The sequence below is a fragment of the Streptomyces sp. NPDC007917 genome, from assembly GCF_042959105.1.
GTDB lineage: Bacteria > Actinomycetota > Actinomycetes > Streptomycetales > Streptomycetaceae > Streptomyces.
The window spans coordinates 34,234-52,746 of record NZ_JBIBKK010000002.1 but is presented as its reverse complement, the minus strand read 5'-3'; the positions used below and the strand labels follow the sequence as shown (position 1 = coordinate 52,746).

Sequence of the window (18,513 nt, the reverse complement as noted above, 5' to 3'; positions counted from 1 at the left end):
TTCAGGAAAGGCCGAGGTCGTTCCTGATGAAGTCCAGCACCTCGGCGGCCGTGGCGGAGGCCAGCCTGCCCGCGCCGTCACCGCCCTCCGCCGGGCCGTCGGACTCGTTCCACTTCAGAAGGAGGGCCTGCAGCCGGGCCGTCACCCTCGCCCGGACCGTGTCGTCCCCGTCCACCCGGGACAGAGCCGCTTCCAGCCTGTCCAGCTCGGCCAGCACCGGAGCCACCCGCGCCGCCTCGCCGTCGCACAGCACCTGTTCCCGGACGTGACGGGCGAGTTCGTCGGGCGTGGGGTGGTCGAAGGCGAGGGTGGGGGAGAGCCGGAGACCGGTGGCGGCGTTGAGCCGGTTGCGGAGCTCGACCGAGGTCAGGGAGTCGAAGCCCAGACCGCGGAAGTGTGCGCCGGGGTGGACCGAGGCCGGATCGTCGCGGCCCAGCACGAGCGCGGCGTGGGAGCGGACCAGCGAGAGCAGGATCTCGTGCTGCTCGACCGGGCCGTGACCGTCGAGACGGGCCCGCAGGGGGGACGGCCCGGCGGCCGGCGCGGGGCGTGGCCGTGGGATCGGGGGTCCGGCCAGGCCCCGGTACAGGGGCGGCACGGACGATGAGCCGGGGCGCGGATCGGGCGTCTCCAGGCGGGCGGGGACGAGGACGGGGCGGTGGTGGCCGAGGGCGGCGTCGAAGAGGTCGAGCGCCTGCCCAGTCGTGAGGGGGATGATGCCGAGCCGGGCCAGCCGGGCGCGGTCGGCCCGGTCCAGGTGCCCGGTCATGCCGCTGGCCTGCTCCCACAGCCCCCACGCCAGCGACACCGCCGGAAGCCCCGAGCCTCGGCGGTGGTGGGCGAGCGCGTCCAGATACGCGTTGGCCGCGGCGTAGTTGCCCTGCCCCGGCGAGCCGAGGAGGCCGGCGACCGAGGAGAAGAGGACGAACGCGGCCAGGTCGGTGTGGCGGGTCAGGGTGTGCAGATGCCAGGCGGCATCGGCCTTGGCGGCCAGGGCGGCGTCCAGGTGGCGGGGGGTGAGGGACCCGAGGGTGGCATCGTCGGTGACACCCGCCGCGTGGATGACGGCGGTCAGCGGTCGCTCGGCGGGGATCGCCCCCAGGAGCCGGGCGGCCGCCGCGCGGTCGCCGAGATCGCAGGCGGCGATGGTGACCCGCGCGCCCAGCTCGGTCAGCTCCCGCCGCAGCTCCTCGGCGCCCGGGGCGTCGGGGCCGCGCCGGCCGGCCAGCAGCAGATGGCGGGCGCGGCCGGTGGCCGCCAGGTGGCGGGCGAGGGCGGCGCCCAGGGTGCCCGTGCCACCGGTGATCAGCACGGTGCCCTCGGTGTTCCAGCCGGCCGGGAGGGTGAGCACGTTCTTTCCGATGTGGCGGCCCTGCTGCAGATGGCGGAAGGCGTGCTCCGCCTGCCGGATGTCCCAGCAGGTCGTCGGCAGCGGGGTCAGGACACCGCGCTCGAACAGGTCCAGCACGGTGTGCAGGATCTGCCCGACCCGCTCCGACCCGGCCTCCATCAGGTCGAACGCCCGGTAGAGCACGCCCGGATGGTCCAGCGCCACCCGCCGCGGGTCACGGATGTCGCTCTTGCCCATCTCCAGGAACCGGCCGCCGCCACGGGCCACCAGACGCAGCGAGGCGTCGACGAACTCATGGGCCAGACAGTCCAGGACGACATCGATCCCCCGCCCGCCACGGACCGCGGCGAAGCGCTGCTCGAACTCCAGCGTGCGCGACGAGGCCAGATGGTCGCCGTCGATGCCCTGGGCGCGCAGGATGTGCCACTTGCCGGGGCCGGCGGTGGCGTACACCTCGGCCCCCAGGTGGCGCGCCAGCTGTACGGCGGCCATGCCCACACCCCCGGCCGCCGCATGGACCAGCACCGATTCCCCCGCCCGCAGGCGGGCCAGATCGACCAGGCCGTGGTAGGCCGTGGCGAAGACGATGGGCACCGACGCGGCCTGGGCGAATGACCAGCCGCCGGGAATCCGCGCCAGGGTCGCCCGCTCGGCCACGGCCACCGGGCCGAACGCCTCGGGGAAGATGCCCATCACCCGGTCCCCGGGCGCCAGGTCGCGGACCTCCGCCCCGGCCTCGAGGACGATCCCCGCCCCCTCACTGCCCAGCGCCGTCCGCCCGGGCACCACGCCCAGCGCGATCAGCACATCGCGGAAGTTCAGCCCGGCGGCCCGCACCGCGACACGTACCTCGCACGGCCCGAGCGGCACCGCCGCGGCCGGGGACGCGGTCGCGGTCAACCCGTCCAGACTGCCCGTGCCGGGGCACTCCAACCGCCAGCCTCCCGCCCCCTGCGGCAGGGCCGGACCGCTGTCGTTGGCGCCGTCGCCCTGGCGCACCAGGCGCGGGGCCAGCACCCGGCCGCCGCGGAGCGCCAGTTGCGGCTCGCCGAGGCCGAGCGCGCCGAGCAGCGCCGCGCGGGACTCCTGGGCGCCGTCCACGTCCACCACGGTGAAGCGCTCAGGATGCTCCGACTGGGCGGAGCGCACCAGCCCCCAGACCGCCGCCCCCGCCAGGTCCCGCACCGGCTCGCCCGGCCGGGCGGCGACCGCGCCGGAGGTGATCAGCACCAGGTGCGCGTCGGCGAGCCCGTCCTCGCCGAGCCACCGCTGGAGCAGGTCCAGCACCTGACGGGTCCTCGTACGCACCGTCTCGGTCGGTGGCCGTTCACCGGCTTCGTGGCAGGCGGCGATGACGAGGTCCGGCACGGGGGCACCCGCCGCCACGGAGCGCACCAGGTCCTCCAGGTCCGCGTAGCGGCCCACGCCGTCGGTGGTGTGGTCGCCCGCCGCCGTCTCGAGCGCGGGCGCAGGACCGAGGGCGTCCGCTCCGATCACCGCCCACCGGGGCGGGGCCGGGGGCGGCGCCGGCAGTGGCGCGTCGGTCCAGTCCAGGCCGAACAGCGCGGTGCGCACGGCCGCCCCGGACCCGCGCAAGGTGCCGCGGGCCACCGGACGCAGCGCCAGCGACTCCACCGACGCGACCGGCCGCCCCGCCGCGTCGGACAGGGCGACCGTCACGGCGTCCGGCCCCAGCCGTCGCAGACGTACCCGCAGGGCCGACGGGCCCGCCGTACGCAGCGAGACCCCCTGCCAGGCGAACGGCAGGCCCCGATCCGGGCCGCCCAGGCCACCCGCCGGCCGCGTGCCGTCGGGCTCCACCAGCCACATGGCCTGCAGCGCCGCGTCGAGCAGTGCGGGGTGCAGCCCGAAGCGGAGGGCGTCACCGGCCAGTTGGTCGGGGAGGCGGACCTCCGCCAGGGTCTCGTCACCGTGCCGCCATGCCGCGGCCAGCCCCCGGAATCCCTCCCCGTACCCGAACTCCGCCTCGGCGAACCGGTCGTAGACCCCGGTGACGTCCAAGGGCTCCGCGCCGGCCGGGGGCCAGGCCGCGGCCCAGGCCCCGGATGGCTCGTTGCCCTCGGAGCCGTCGTGGCCGGCGTCTTCTTCGAGGCCGATGTCGCGGGCCGCCGCCAGCGTGCCGACGGCGTGCCGGGTCCACGCGCCGGACACGGAGGAGCCCCCCTCGGTCCGGCCTTGGTCCGCCGGCCGGGCGTGGATGCCCAGCTCACGGCGGCCGGACTCGTCGGCGGCCCCCACCGCCACCTGCAGCACCACCTCGCCGTCGGCGGGCAGCGGGAGCGGTGCGTGCAAGGTCAGCTCCTCCACGTGGTCGCAGCCGACGTACGCCCCGGCCCGCAGCGCCAGCTCCACGAACGCGGTACCCGGCAGCAGAACGGTGCCGGAGATGACGTGGTCGGCCAGCCAGGGGTGCGTACGGGGCGAGATCCTGCCGGTCAGCAGACAGCCGTCGCCCTCCGCGAGCCCCACGGCCGCGCCGATCAGCGGGTGCTGGGCCGCGTCGAGCCCCGCGGCCGTGACATCGCCGGCCGCCGCCGGGGCGGGCAGCCAGTAGCGCCGGTGCCGGAAGGCATAGGTGGGCAGGTCGATCTGGCGTGGTGCCGGCTGCGGCCGTGCGGCGTAGTGGCGTGTCCAGGCGACCGGGCGGCCGTGGGCGTGGACCGTGGCGAGCGCGGTGAGGACGCTGCGCGTCTCGCACCGCTGCGGATGGAGCAGGGAGACGGCCACAGGATCGTGCTCGGCGAGGTTGTGGTGGACCAGGGCGGTGAGAGTCGCGTCGGGGCCGAGCTCCAGGAACGTGGTCACGCCGCGGGCGTGCAGCCGCTCCACGGCCCGCGCGTAGTGGACGGTGCGCCGGGCCTGGAGCGGCCAGAACGCGGCCGTGCCGGGGTCGATGTCGGCCCGCTGCTCGGGCGTGCCGTCGCCGCTGTCCGCGGACGCGGTGACGAGAGGGGTGTGGGGCCGGTGGTAGGTGAGGGTCTCGGCGGTGCGCCCGATCGCGCCGAGCAGGGGTTCCATGTGGGGGGAGTGGAAGGCGCCGCTGACCTGGAGGGGGGTGACCTTCCTGCCCTGTGCGCGGAAGCCGTCGGCCACCTGGTACACGGCGTCGTGGTCGCCCGTGATGACCAGGGACGCGGGAGAGTTGACGGCGGCGATGCCGATCCGGTCCGCCCACTCGGCGAGCCGGGGCCGCAGCTCCGCTTCGGTGGCCTCGACGGCGACCATGGCTCCGGCGGCCGGAAGGTCCCGCATGGCGCGGGCGCGGGCCGCCACCAGAGCCGCGGCGTCGGGGAGGCCGAGGATGCCCGCCAGATGGGCGGCGGTGACCTCGCCCAGGGAGTGGCCGGCCAGATAGTCGGGGGTGAGCCCGAACTCCTCGGTGACCATGCGGTGCAGCGCGGTCTGGAGGGCGAAGAGGGCCGGTTGCGCGTAGCCGGTCCGGTGCAGCAGCTCCGACGCCTCGCTCTTCTCGTCGGCGAACATCACCTCCATCAGAGGGCGTTCCAGATACGGGTCCAGGTGGGCGCACACCTCCTCCAGCGCCCCGGCGAACACCGCGGACGAACGGTGGAGCTCCCGGCCCATGCCGGGGCGCTGGGTGCCCTGCCCCGAACACACGAAGGCGACCTTGCCCTGTCCCTTCGTGCCGTGCCGCCCCGCCGCTGTGCCCTGGACGACCGCGCCGTTCGGCGTGCCCGCCGCCAGGGCGTCCAGGGCGCGCCGGAAGTCGTCGTGGCCGGTGCCGAGGAGCACGGCCCGGTGCTCGAACACCGCCCGTCCCCTGGCGAGGGAGTACCCCACATCGGCGGGGTCGGCATCCGGGCGCTCGGCCATATACGCCCGCAGCGTCCGGGCCTGGGCCCGCAGGGCCTCCTCCGACCTGGCGGAGAGGGGCCAGGGGAGCGGGGAGGGTGTGGCGGCCGGATTCGGGGACGGGCCCGGCTCGGGCCCCGCGGTGGCCTCTGCGGGGGTCTCCTCCTGTGGCGCCTGCTCCAGGATCACATGGGCGTTGGTGCCGCTCACGCCGAAGGACGACACCCCCGCCCGCCGGGGACGCCCGGTGTCCGGCCACGGCTGGTCCTCGGTCAGCAGCCGCACGGCGCCCGCCGACCAGTCCACGTGCGGCGACGGCTCGGACACGTGCAGTGTGCGCGGCAGCATCCCGTGGCGCAGGGCCAGCACCATCTTGATGACCCCGGCGATGCCGGCGGCCGACTGGGCGTGCCCGATGTTGGACTTGACCGTGCCGAGCCACAGCGCCCGGTCTTCCGGCCGTCCCTGCCCGTAGGTGGCGAGCAGGGCCTGGGCCTCGATCGGATCGCCGAGCGTCGTCCCCGTGCCGTGCGCCTCTACCGCGTCCACCTCCGCCGCGCCGACCCCGGCGGCGGCCAGGGCGGCCCGGATGACCCGCTGCTGTGAGGGGCCGTTCGGGGCCGTCAGCCCGTTGCTGGCCCCGTCCTGGTTGACGGCGCTGCCGCGTACGAGGGCCAGCACGCGGTGGCCGTTGCGCCGCGCGTCCGACAGCCGCTCCACCACCACCATGCCCACGCCCTCGCCCCAGCCGGTGCCGTCGGCCGTGGCGGAGAACGCCTTGCACCTGCCGTCCGGGGCCAGGCCCCGCTGACGGGAGAACTCCACGAAGTTGAACGGGGTCATCATGACCGTGACACCGCCCGCCAGGGCCAGCGAGCATTCGCCGGCCCGGAGCGACTGGCAGGCCAGATGGAGCGCTACGAGCGAGGACGAGCAGGCGGTGTCGATGCTGACCGCCGGGCCCTCCAGGCCGAGCGCGTACGAGACGCGCCCTGAGGCGACGCTGTTGTTGCTGCCCGTCAGCGCGTAGCCCTCGCACAGCTCGGCGAGTTCCGGTGGTGCCTGCCGCAGATGTGCGGCGAAGTCCTGGGCGTTGCTGCCGGTGAAGACGCCCGTCGGACTGGACTGGAGGTCCTGGGGGTTGATCCCGGCTCGTTCGAGGGCTTCCCAGGACGTTTCCAGGAGCAGCCGCTGCTGGGGGTCGGTCGCGGTGGCCTCCCGCGGGCTGATCCCGAAGAACTCCGGGTCGAAGTCGCCCGCGCCGTGGAGGAAGGCGCCCTGCCGGGCGTACGAGGTGCCCGGCCGGTCCGGATCGGGATCGAAGAGCCTCGCCAGGTCCCAGCCCCGGTCGGTCGGGAAGTCCCCGACGGCGTCCCGGTGCGCGGTGATGAACTCCCACAGCTCCTCGGGGGAGTTGATCCCGCCGGGATAGCGGCAGGCCCAGCCGACGACGGCGATGGGTTCGGCCGGGTCCTGTGCACGGCCGCCCGCGGACGTGGCGCCCGGTCCGTGGGCCGTCCTCCCGGTGCCGTCCGGACGCATGAACCGCTCCAGCAGGTCCGCCGCGAGCTTGTCCGGCGTCGGATGGTCGAAGGCGAGGGTGCTCGGCAGCCGCAGCCCGGTGGCCGCCGCGAGGCGGTTGCGCAGTTCGATGGCCGTCAGCGAGGTGAAACCCAGGTCGCGGAAGGTCCGGTCGGTGGCGATCGCCTGGGCCGTGGAGTGGCCGAGGACGGCGGCCGTGTGCGGGCTGATGAGGTCGAGGAGCGTCTGGTGGCGCTCGGTCGGGCTCTGACCTGCCAGGCGGGCACGCAGGCTCGCGGAGACGTCGGCCGTCTCGTCGCTGCCGTCGGCGGCGGGCGCCGGGCGGCGGCTCTCCGGGATGTCGCGGGTGTGCGGAGCCGGCTTGAGCTTCTTCCAGTCCACGTCGGCGACGACGAGCTGGGCGTGGGGCGAGACGGCGGCCTGCTCCAGGGCCGCCAGCGCCAGCAGGGGCGGCATGGGAGGGAAGCCGCGGTCGCGGAGGTAGGTCTGCGCGGTCCTGGTGTTCGCGAGCCCGTCGCCGTCCCAGTTGCCCCAGGCGATGGAGGTGGCGGCGAGCCCCCGGGCCCGGCGGTGCTGGGCGAGGGCGTCCAGATAGGCGTTGGCGGCCGCGTAGTTGGCCTGGCCCGCGGCGCCGAAGGGCGCCGCGACGGACGAGAAGAGAACGAACGCGTCGAGGGAGTGGCGCTGGGCGAGGGTGTGCAGATGGTGTGCGGCGTGGGACTTCGGGCCCAGAACGGTGACCAGGTGGTCCGGGGTCTGTGCGGTGAGGGTGCTGTCGTCCAGGACGGCCGCGGTGTGGATGACCGCGGTGAGGGGACGGTCCGGGGGGACACCGGTGAGCAGATCCGCGAGCGCGCCGGGGTCGGCCACCTCACACGCGGCGAGGGTCACCGTGGCGCCCAGTCCGGTCAGCCGGTCACGGAGCGCGGTGGCACCGGGGGCGTTGGGCCCCCGCCGGCTCACCAGCAGCAGATGGCAGTCGGGATGACGTTCGGCGATGCGGTGCGCCACGCGGGAGCCGAGGGCTCCGGTGCCGCCCGTGATGAGGACGGTGCCGCGCGGCGTCCACGGCCGGGCGTCCTGAGCCGCGGCCGTGGACGGTGTCCGCACCAGGCGCCGGGTGCGCGGGCCCGTGGCGCGCAGCGCGAGTTCGTTCTCCTCGTGACAGGTGGTCAGCGCCGTGACGAGGCTGTGGAGGACCCGCTCGGTGAGGGTGGCGGGAAGGTCGATCAGCCCGCCCCACAGATCGGGGTGTTCCAGGGCGGCGGTGCGCCCCAGTCCCCAGACCAACGCCTGGAGGGGGTGATCGAGCGTATCCGCGGGCGAGGTGGCGACGGCCTCATGAGTGGCACACCACAGGCGTGGCCCGATGTCCTCGCGTGCGGTGAGCGCCTGGATCAGCCTGAGGGTCAGGGCGGTGCCGACCGGCACCTCCGGGTGGAGCGGATGCGGTGCCTCGTCGAGGGCGAGCAGCGAGAGCACTCCGCCGACGGCCGGGCCCTCGCCCGCGACCGCCCGGGCGAGGTGGTGCTCCAGCAGGGGGAGATCGGTGTGGGTGTCGTCGAGGACGAGGGCGGTCGGGGGCGGCCCCTGGCGTTCCAGAGCGCTCAGGACGGCACTGACGTGGGGGTGATCGGCCCGCCCTGCGGGGATCGCGACAATCCATCGGCCGGACGGCCGGGGGCGGGCGCCGGTGAGGCCGACCGGCTTCCAGATGTCGCGATAGCACCAGGTGTCGGTGATGGCCTGGTCGCGACGCCGACCGTGCCAGGCGGACAGGGCCGGCAGCAGCGCGTCCAGCGAGGTGCCGGGCTCGACGTCGAGGAGCGCGGCGACGGCGTTGGCGTCCTCGCCTTCGACAGCCTCCCAGAAGCGGGCCGCGGCGACGTCCGCCCCCACCTCCTTGCCGCGGGAGGGCGGCTCCATGTGCTCGGTGGAGGTGTGCAGCCAGTACTGGTGGTGGTGTTGGAAGGGGTAGGTGGGGAGGTCGATGGGGTGTGAGGCGGGGTGCAGGGTCCGGTAGTGGTGTGACCAGTCGGTGGTGTGGCCGTGGGTGTGGGCCTGGGCGAGGTTGGTGAGGATGTGCTGGGCGTCGTCATGGTCGCGGTGGAGTGAGGCGATGACGGTGGCGGTGTGGCGGGTGGTTTCGGTGGTGGTTGTGATGGCGGGGGTGAGGGTGGGGTGCGGGCTGACCTCGATGTAGGTGTGGTGGCCGGTTTCGGTGAGGGCGCGGACGGCCTGGGCGAACCGTACGGGGCTGCGCAGGTTGCGGTACCAGTAGCCGGCGTCGAGCTCGGTCGGCTCGGCCCATCGGCCGTCGACGGTGGAGTAGAAGGGGATGGCGGCGGCGCGGGGGACGATCCCGTCCAGCAGAGGGGGCAGCCGCTCGGCCACGGCGTCGATGTGGGGGCAGTGGGAGGCGTAGTCGACCGGGATGCGTTTGGCTCGTACGTCGTGGGCCCGGTAGTGGTCGAGCGCTTCTTCCAGTGCCTTGGTGTCTCCCGAGATGACCGTGGTGGTGGGGGAGTTGGTGGCGGCCACCCAGAGCTGGCCGGGCCAGCGGCTGCGGAGGAGTTGGGTCACACGGTCCGCGGGTTGGGGTACGGAGGCCATGCCCCCGGTGCCGTGCAGGCTCTGGAGGGCCCGGCTGCGCAGGGCGATGACTTTGGCCGCGTCGTGGAGTGTCAGGGCGCCACAGACGTGGGCCGCGGCGATCTCGCCCTGCGAGTGGCCGAGTACGGCGTCCGGTTCGATGCCGTGGGAGCGCCAGAGCGCGGCCAGGGACACCATGATCGAGAACAGGACGGGCTGGACGATGTCGGCGCGCTGCCACACCGCGTCGTCCTCGCCACGGCGCAGCACCTCTGTCAGCGACCAGTCGACGTAGGGGGCGAGGGCCTGTTCGCAGCCGGCCATCTGCTCGGCGAAGCCGGGTGAGGCGTTCAGCAGTCGCAGTCCCATGCCCGCCCATTGGCCGCCTTGTCCGGGGAAGACGAAGACGGTGCGGTCGCCGGCGGTGGCGGGGCGGGGCCCAGTCCGGTGGACCGCCGGATCGGGTCGGCCGGTGGCCAGGGCGTCCAGGCCGTGAAGGAGCCCTTCGCGATCGGAGCCGATGACGACGGCGCGGTGGTCGAAGGTGGCGCGGCCGGTGGCGAGGGTGTGCCCGACATCCGCCGGCTGGAGTTGTGGCCGGGCGGTGAGGTGTGTGTGCAGGCGGCGGGCCTGGTCGCGCAGCGCTTGGGGCGTCTTCGCCGAGACCACCCACGGCAGGGGGGTCCCCGCCACGACGGCATCCTTCTCGGGGGCCCGCGCGGACGGCGGCGCCGTCGGCGGGGCCTGCTCGAGGATGACATGAGCGTTGGTCCCGCTCACGCCGAAGGACGACACGCCCGCCCGGCGCGGGTGCCCCCTCTCCGGCCAGGGCACCGGCTCCGTCAACAGCCGTACCGACCCCGCCGACCAGTCCACGTAATCCGACGGCTCGTCCACGTGCAGGGTGCGCGGCAGCACACCGTGCTGGAGCGCGAGCACCATTTTGATGACCCCGATGACGCCCGCGGCCCACTGGGTGTGTCCGATGTTCGACTTGACCGAGCCCAGCCACAGCGGCCGGCCGGCCGCCCGTCCCTGACCGTAGGCGGCCAGCAGCGCCTGCGCCTCGATCGGATCGCCCAGCCGGGTGCCGGTGCCGTGCCCCTCCACCGCGTCGACTTCCGGAGCCGACAACCCGGCATTGACCAGGGCCGCCCGGATGACCTGCTGCTGTGACGGCCCGCTCGGCGCCGTGAAGCCGTTGCTCGCCCCGTCCTGGTTGACGGCGGAGCCCCGTACCACCGCCAGCACCCGGTGTCCGAGCCGGCGCGCGTCGGACAGTCGCTCGATGAGCAGCATGCCCACGCCCTCGGACCAGCCGGTGCCGTCCGCGGCGGCCGCGTACGCCTTGCAGCGGCCGTCCGGAGCCAGACCGCGCTGCCGCGAGAACTCGATGAACATACCGGGGGTGGAGAGGACCGTGGCCCCGCCGACCAGAGCCAGCGAGCACTCCCCGGCCCGCAGCGCCTGGACCGCCAGGTGCAGGGCGACCAGGGACGAGGAACACGCCGTGTCCACGGACACCGCCGGCCCCTCAAGGCCCAGGACGTAGGAGATCCGTCCCGAGGCCGCGGCGCCGATGTTGCCGGTCAGCAGGTGGCCCTCCAGCTCCGGCGACGCCTGGTGCATACGGGGGCTGTAGTCCAGCGGGGCCACGCCGACGAACACCCCGGTGCGGCTGCCGCGCAGCGTCGTCGGGTCGATCCGCGCCCGTTCGAGCGCCTCCCACGAGGTCTCCAGCAGCAGCCGCTGCTGGGGGTCCATGGCCGTGGCATCGCGGGGCGCGATCCCGAAGAACTCGGCGTCGAACTTGTCGACGTCGTGGAGGAATCCCGCCTCGCGCTGGTAGTACGTGCCGGGCCGGGCGGGGTCCGGATCGTAGAGCTCCCGCGGATCCCAGCCCCGGTCCTCCGGGAAGGGGGAGAGGGCGTCGGTGCCGGCGGCGACCAGCTCCCACAGCTCCTCCGGGGTGTGCGCGCCCCCGGGGAAGCGGCCCGCCATGCCGATGACGGCGACCGGCTCGTCGTCGGCCCTGGCCGGACCGGCCGCCGCCGCGGGGCCTGAGTGGCCGCCGGCGCCCGGCTCCTGGCCGCCCTGGTGACCGTGGAGCAGGGAGTGCAGATGGTCGGCGACGGCGGCGGGCGTCGGATGGTCGAAGGCCAGGGTGAAGGGCAGCAGCAGCCCGGTGGCCTCGTTCAGACGGTTGCGCAGCGCGACCGCCGCCGCGGAGTCGAACCCCGAGGCGACGAAGTGCTCCTGCTCCGCGATGCCGGGGCCCGGCGTGTCCGCCCCGGTGACCTCCCCGAGGACCTTGGCCGCCTCGACGCTCACCAGCTCGCGCAGCCGCCGCATCCGCTCCGCGGGGGAGAGCCGGACCAGCCGCTCCACCAAGGGGGAGGGGCAGGCCTCCGCCGGGTCCGGGGCGGCGGCCGGCTCCGCGGAGGTGTCCGCGGGCAGGTCGAGGGGCAGTTCGATCAGGTGGCCGCCCGGCACCGAGAACGCCGCCTGGTGATCATCCAGTGCGCCGTGTACGTACAGCTCGGCCAGGGCGGTGCGAAAGGACGCGACGGCGGCCTGTCCGCGGTGCAGCGTCGGCACGATCACGACGTGCTCACCGCCGACCACCTCCTCGGCGGTGGCCTGCACACACATGGTCAGCATCGGGTGCGGGCTCAGCTCCACGAAGCAGCGCGCGCCCTGCCGCAGCAGCCCCGTGACGACGCTGTCGAAGCGGACCCTCTCGGCGAGGTTCCGGTGCCAGTAAGCCGCGTCGAGCCCCTGGGTCTCCAGCGGGCCCCCGGTGACCGAGGAGTGGAACGGCACCCGCGACGCGCCCGCGGTGACCGAAGACAGCGAGTCGAGCAGGCCGTCCCTGAGGGGGGCCATGAACGGCGAGTGCGCGGGGATGTCGACCGCCACCTCGCGGGCCCGGACACCGGCACGGGTGAGCTCCGCCAACAGCTCCCCGGTGGCCTGCCGATCGCCGGAGACCACCGTCGCCATCGGGCCGTTGACCGCGGCGACCGTCAGCCTGCCCGGCCACCGCCGCAGCAGCGGAAGCAACTGCGCCTCGGACCGCGCGACCGCGATCAGCGCACCCGACCCGGAGAGCGTCGCCTGCGCCCGGCTGCTCTCGATCACCACACGTGCCGCGTCGGACAGCGACAGGGCACCGCAGACATGGGCCGCCGCGATCTCCCCGATGCAGTGCCCCACGACCGCCGCGGGGCCCACTCCGTGAGTCCGCCACAGCGCGGCCAGCCCCACCATCACGGCGAACAGCGTCGGCTGCACCACATCGGTCCGCTCCAGCGGCGGCGCGCCCGGAGCGCCCCGCAGCACCGCCTCCGGTGACCAGGCGACATACGGCTCGAACGCCTCGGCACAGGCGGCCACGGCCCGGCGGAAGGCGGGGGACGCCTCCAGGAGGTCCGCGGCCATACCGGGCCACTGGGTGCCCTGGCCGGGGAGGACGAACACGATCCCCTCGCCGGCCGCGGCTGCCGTGCCCCGCAGGACACCGGGGGCGTCCTCACCCCGGGCCACCGCGTCGAGCCCCCGCAGATACCCCTCCCGGTCCGCCGCGATCACCGCCGCGCGATGGGTGAGCGCCGGGCCGCTGTTCGCCAGCGTGTGGCCGATGTCTTCCGGACGGAGCCGAGGGTGGTCGGTGACATGGCCGTGGAGCCGCCGCGCCCGGGCTCGCAGCGCGGTTCCGGTGTGCCCGGAGAGGATCCACGGATGGCCGGCGACTGCGAACTCGTGCTGAGCGTTGGGCAACCGAACCGTCTCCAAACCGGAAGAGGCAGCAGTTCTGCGGCAGAGCTGATCGGTTTATAGAGCGAAGCGGCAGAGCGGCGGTTGCATCCGGCTTGACAGCGCCTCAGGGGACGGTCGAGGCCGAGGCGGCCGCGACGGCTTGTGCGCGGGGGCTCCTACCCGCCGGGGGCGGGGGCGACGTTCTCGTTGTGGCCGCGGCAGCTGTCAGGGGCCGGTGCGGATCGGGGTCAGCCGGAGTACGGTGCCCTCGCCGTTGGCCGCGAGGAGCAGGGAGCCCTCCGGCGCGACGGCGAGGCCGGCGAACCGGACGGCCATTCCCGGCAGACCTCCGGCGAACAGCGCGGGCTGAGTGCGCGGGACGACGCCCGGGGGCGGTCCGACCGGCAGGTCCTCCGCGTCGATTCTGCTTTCCCCCGTGGCGAGGGAGATCGCCCGGAGCCTGCGGTGGTCGGCCTCCACCGTGAACAGTTCGTCCCCCAGGACCGCCAGCCCCTGTGGCGCGCCGAGCCCGTCCGCTACGGTCACCGTCTGCCCGTCGTCGATCCGGCGCACCGCCCCGAGCCGGTCGTCACTCACGTAGCAGCGCCCGTCCCCGTCGAAGGCCACGTCCACGGGGTGGTCGAGCCCTTCGGCCAGCGGGGTGACGGTGCCGTTGTCGTCGATGGCCACGACCCGGCCGGCGCCCGCCTCGGCGACGACGAGCGAGCCGTCCGGCCCCACGGCGACGCCGAGAGGCTGCTTCAGCCCGGACGCCCGGCTCCGCGTGGTCCCGCGCACCGGGTCGTAGGTGTGGACGTCGCCGTACTGCGAGGTGACGTGCAGCAGCTCGCCGTCGGCGGCGATCCCATGGGAGAAGCACAGGAAGGCGGATGTGACCACGGTGCCCGGCTCGTCGTCGAGGGAGCTCTCCCGGGAGACAGCGGGGCTCGCCAGCCGGTAGTGGTCGGCGGCGTACACCGTGCCACCGAGATCGACCGTGACCCCGTAGGGGCCGTCGAGGCCGCGCGGCACGATCTCACGGGTCCTGCCGTCGGAGCGCATCTCCATGATGCCGCCGCTGGCGTAGCTGGAGAGGAACATCCTGTTTTCGGTGTCGAACGCCGCGTTGTCCAGGCCCACCACACCGCTGTGGACCAGTGCCCGGGACCCGGTGCCGTGCACATCGACGCGGGTCACGATGCCTTCCACCCCGCGCGAGAGGACGTGCAGCACACCGCCCTGGTCGAAGCGGACCGCGACCGGCTGGTGTACGTCCTCCGCGACCACCTCGGGCGTTCCGCCGTCGGGGGGAATCCGCCAGACCTGGCCGGTGAGCATATGCGGGTAGTACAGATGGCCGTCCGGGCCGAGCTGCATGGCGTTGCCCATGGCCAGCCCCTCGGTGAGCACCACCGGATCACCGCCGTCCGGGAACAGCTCCATCAGGCGGCCGTCGGGTTTCATCTCGTTGATGAAGAGCCGGTCGCCGATGCAGGTGATGCCGTTGGGGTTGGTGACCTCGTCGGAGACGAGGGTGTACTTCCCTTCGGGGCCGCGGCGCCACACCCGGCCGGGGATCAGGTCGGTGATGTACATCGAACCGTCCGCGCCGAAGGCGAGGTCGTCCGGTGACTGGACCGGGCCGTCCATCGGCACGATCACCTCGACGTCCCCCGTGGCGGGGTCGACGGCGCTGATCTGCCCGGCGAGGAACTGGGCGACGTACAGCCGCCCGTCGGGTCCGAAGGCGACGCCGTTGGAACCCCACAGCCGGTTGGGCCGGTTGAGCCGCTTCACCTCCCACCGGCTGCTGGTGGCGCGGCTGCGGCCGGTCTCGTCGAACCGGCTGGAAGACACCATCGCGTCGTTGTCCGCCTTCTCGGTATCCCCGGTCCTCATCGGGCCTCGACGAGGACGTCGTTCATCCCGCCGTCCGCACCACGCCAGCGCCGCAGCAGTTCGTGGAACGCGACCGGGCCGTCGCCGTAGGACTCGCTCCGCTGACGGGGCTGACCCTCGTTGTTGTAGTAGCCGGGGGTGCACTCGGCGTGGAATTTCCGCAGGTCCGCCGCCTTCTGGCGGATCGTTGCCACCCATTGGTCCTGCGCCGTGACCGTCGGCTCGACATACCGGGCCCGGCGCTTGCGCGCCTCGGCGACGACCTCGGCGATATGGAGCGCCTGCTCGTCGAGGACGTGGACGAAATTGACGGCGCTGGCGTTCTGCACCGGCCCGAGCTGGAAGAGGTTGGGGAAGCCGTGGCTGTAGAACCCGTGGAGCGTCCTGGGACCCTCCTTCCAGGAGTCCAGGAGGGATACCCCGCCCCTGCCGTACACCGGGAGCTTGCCGGACATGACCCCCGAGACACCGACCTCGAAACCGGTGGCGAAGACGATGCAGTCGACGTCGTACTCCACCCCGCCGACCACGACCGCGTTCTCCGTGATCCGTTCCACGCCATGGGTGTCGGCCGTGTCCACCAGGGTGACATTGGGGCGGTTGAAGGTCGGGAGATATGTGTCGCTGAACGTGGGCCGCTTGCACATGTAGCGGTACCAGGGCTTGAGTTTCTCGGCCGTCTCCGGGTCCTGGACGATTCCCGCCACGCGCGCGCGGATCTCGTTCATCTTCTGGAAGTCGGCGATCTCATAGGCGCGTTCCCGCTCCTCGGGCGGGATGTGCGCATAGCTGTTGGTCGGGATCATCTTCTCGTACAGCCGGGCACTGCTGGTCCAGGCGTCGTTCACCGCGTCCTCGTCGGTCCGCACGCCGGTGACGACCTTGAGGAAGTTCTCCATGCGCCGCCGCTGCCAGCCCGGCCGAAGCGACCCGGCCCACGCGGGGTCGGTGGGCCGGTTGTCGCGCACATCCACCGAGGACGGTGTGCGCTGGAACACATAGAGGTGCCGCGCGTCGGCTCCGAGATGCGGCACCACCTGGATGGCGGTCGCACCGGTGCCGATGAGGGCGACGCGCTTGTCGGCGAGTTTGTCCAGGCCGCCACCGGCGTCTCCTCCGGTGTAGGCGTAGTCCCAGCGGCTGGTGTGGAACGTGTGCCCCTTAAAGCCTTCGATCCCGGGTATGCCGGGAAGCTTGGGCTGGCTGAGTGTCCCGCCGGCGACCGCCACAAAGCGCGCCCGTATCTCATCACCGCGGTCGGTGGAGGCGATCCACTCCGACCCGGCCTCGTCCCAGCGCAGTTCGGTGGCCTGCGTCTGGAAGCAGACGTCGTCGTAGAGGTGGAAGCGGCGCGCGACGGCGCGGGCGTGCTGCCGGATCTCCTCTCCCGGCGCGTACTTCCACTTCGGGACGTAGCCCACTTCCTCCAACAGCGGCATGTAGACGTACGACTCGATGTCGCAGTGGATGCCCGGGTAGCGGTTCCAGTACCACGTGCCGCCGAAGTCGCCGCCCTTCTCGATCACCCGGATCGACTCCACGCCGGCCTGGCGCAGCCGCGCCCCGGCGAGAAGGCCGCCGAACCCGCCGCCGATGACCAGCGCTTCGACCCGGTCGCGCAACGGTTCGCGGGTGAACCCCGGCTCGGCGTGGGGGTCCTCGTCGAAGTAGCCGAACTGGCCGGTGGTGCTCTGGTACTGGGCCCTGCCGTCGGGGCGGATCCGTCGGTCACGCTCGGCGCGGTAACGGGCCCGCAACTCCTCCGGGTCGAAGCCCAGTTGCCCGGGGTCGTCGGGGATGAGGCCGGGGGGTGTGGGGGGAACACCACTCACGAGGTGAAGCCTCCTTGCTCCGTGATTGCGGTCTGCGCGCCAGTCAACCCAGTACACTTCGATCAGTCAATCGGTTGATTTAAATTTGGCCAAGGTGACGGCCGGGAGGTGCCGTACCCCTGAGCGGCGCGGGGTCGGCCCGGTGGGCGCGGATGGCATCGGCTGTCCCCGGGCAGGTCACCAGCCGGTGGATGATCTCGGGTGGGAAGAACCGGAACATGATGCCCTCGGTGATGGGCAGCGCGTCGGGGTCGCCGTTCCACCGGCCGATGAACACCTGGACGCGGATCTGTGTCCGGCCGTCCGGGCCGGTGCTGTCGGTGACCATGAAGGGCTTCAGCCCGGGGATCGTCAGACCGGCCTCTTCGCGAAGCTCACGGGCGATGGTCTCCGCGAGCGTCTCGTCGCCTTCGCGACCGCCTCCGATCAGGCTCCAGGTCCCCGGGTGGCTGATACCGGGGATGTTGTCCCGCAGATGAAGCAGAACAAGACCACGGGCGCCCTGCGCGAGGCAGCGAACGACCCGCCCGGCGAGGTCAGGCGCCGGCGGGCGTCCACCGGATCCGCGTGCCGCACAGGGACACCACGACCGCCGAAGCGGCCACGACGCCCAGGCCCCACACCAGACTGCTGGAGTTCGCCACGAAGCCTATGACGGGGGGACCGGCCAGCAGGCCCGTCGTGCCCATGGCGGCGACCAGGGCCAGCGCGTCCGGGCCCTGCTTCGCCGCGGCGACATAGACGCAAGGGGTCACGGCCGCGATGCCCAGGCCGACGCAAAAGAACCCGATCAGGGCGGGAACCACACCGCCGCTCAGCAGGGCGAGCGCCAACCCCGCCCCGGCCAGGGCGCTGCCGAGGACGACGACCCGCCCGTCGCCCCAGCGGGCGCGCCAGCCGTCGGCGAAGAGCCGGGCCAGCACCATCATGCCCGAGACGACGGCGATCCCCAGAGGCGCCAGCTGTGCCGAGGCATTGACGACATCCGTCATGTAGAGGGCCGACCAGTCGTTGATGGCGCCCTCGGTGACGGTGCCGAAGACCATGGCGCAGCACATCCACAGCGTCATACGGGTCGGCAGGGACCATCCGCCACGGCTCTCCGTCTCGTTCCGCTTCTCCTCCGCGGCCTCCTCCTCTGCCAGCAGCCCGGTGCGCGCGTACGCGAACAGGAGCAGCAGGACGACGGCGGCCACGCCGAAGTGCACGGTGACCGCCGAGGTCGCCGCGTTCACGCAGGAGGCCAGGAGGGCGGCGAGCAGCGAGCCGCCACTGAACGTCGCGTGGAGTTTGGCCATGGCGTTGCGCTGGTGCCGGACTTCGAGCGCGGCCCCTTGCGCGTTCATCGCGACGTTCAGACACCCCACGAGCACTCCGTCGCAGCACACGACCGCCAGGGCGACGGGGTAGTCCGGTGCCACGGCCAGGGCGATGAGCACCAGCGTCAGTCCCAGGGCCGACAGCAGCGCGAGGCGCTGTGAGCCCAGCCGCCGCATCAGCACCGACACAAGGGGGAACGACACACTCGCGCCGACCCCCGCGGCCATCAGGAGGAAGCCCACCTCCGCCGCCGTCAGGCCGAGATCCGCCTTGATGGCGGGGATGCGCGAGGCCCAGGTGGCGTACTGGAAGCCAAGGGAGCAGAACAGCGCGGCGATCGCCAGTTGGCTCCGGTGGAAGGGATCACGGATCCGCGGCATGTGG

At 73.4% G+C, this 18,513-nt stretch carries 4 protein-coding genes and 1 pseudogene; all 5 read right to left on the bottom strand.

Annotated features, from left to right (window positions below):
* Position 1 precedes the first annotated feature (1 nt).
* The gene (locus tag ACFZDL_RS03370) at positions 2-13,099 is read right to left on the bottom strand and encodes a type I polyketide synthase (protein WP_353591129.1); all 13,098 of its coding nucleotides are present in this window, start codon (positions 13,097-13,099) and stop codon (positions 2-4) included.
* Positions 13,100-13,303: 204 nt separating this feature from the next.
* Positions 13,304-14,938 (bottom strand): SMP-30/gluconolactonase/LRE family protein, encoded by a 1,635-nt coding sequence (locus ACFZDL_RS03365; RefSeq protein WP_391190490.1) that lies wholly within the window; start codon positions 14,936-14,938, stop codon positions 13,304-13,306.
* A gap of 35 nt (positions 14,939-14,973) precedes the next feature.
* On the bottom strand, positions 14,974-16,809 hold the full coding sequence (locus tag ACFZDL_RS03360; protein WP_353591127.1) for an NAD(P)/FAD-dependent oxidoreductase: 1,836 nt from the start codon (positions 16,807-16,809) through the stop codon (positions 14,974-14,976).
* A gap of 79 nt (positions 16,810-16,888) precedes the next feature.
* Positions 16,889-17,320, bottom strand: a pseudogene (locus tag ACFZDL_RS03355) (NUDIX domain-containing protein); the annotation flags it as partial.
* A gap of 25 nt (positions 17,321-17,345) precedes the next feature.
* Complete coding sequence (locus tag ACFZDL_RS03350; protein ID WP_353591369.1) at positions 17,346-18,509, bottom strand: MFS transporter; 1,164 nt, start codon at positions 18,507-18,509, stop codon at positions 17,346-17,348.
* Between the last annotated feature and the right edge of the window lie 4 nt (positions 18,510-18,513).

Excerpts from the sequence above, each read along its gene's own strand:
- ACFZDL_RS03365 (WP_391190490.1), bottom strand. The coding sequence starts at position 14,938 with ATGGTGTCTTCCAGCCGGTTCGACGAGACCGGCCGCAGCCGCGCCACC.
- ACFZDL_RS03350 (WP_353591369.1), bottom strand. The coding sequence starts at position 18,509 with ATGCCGCGGATCCGTGATCCCTTCCACCGGAGCCAACTGGCGATCGCC.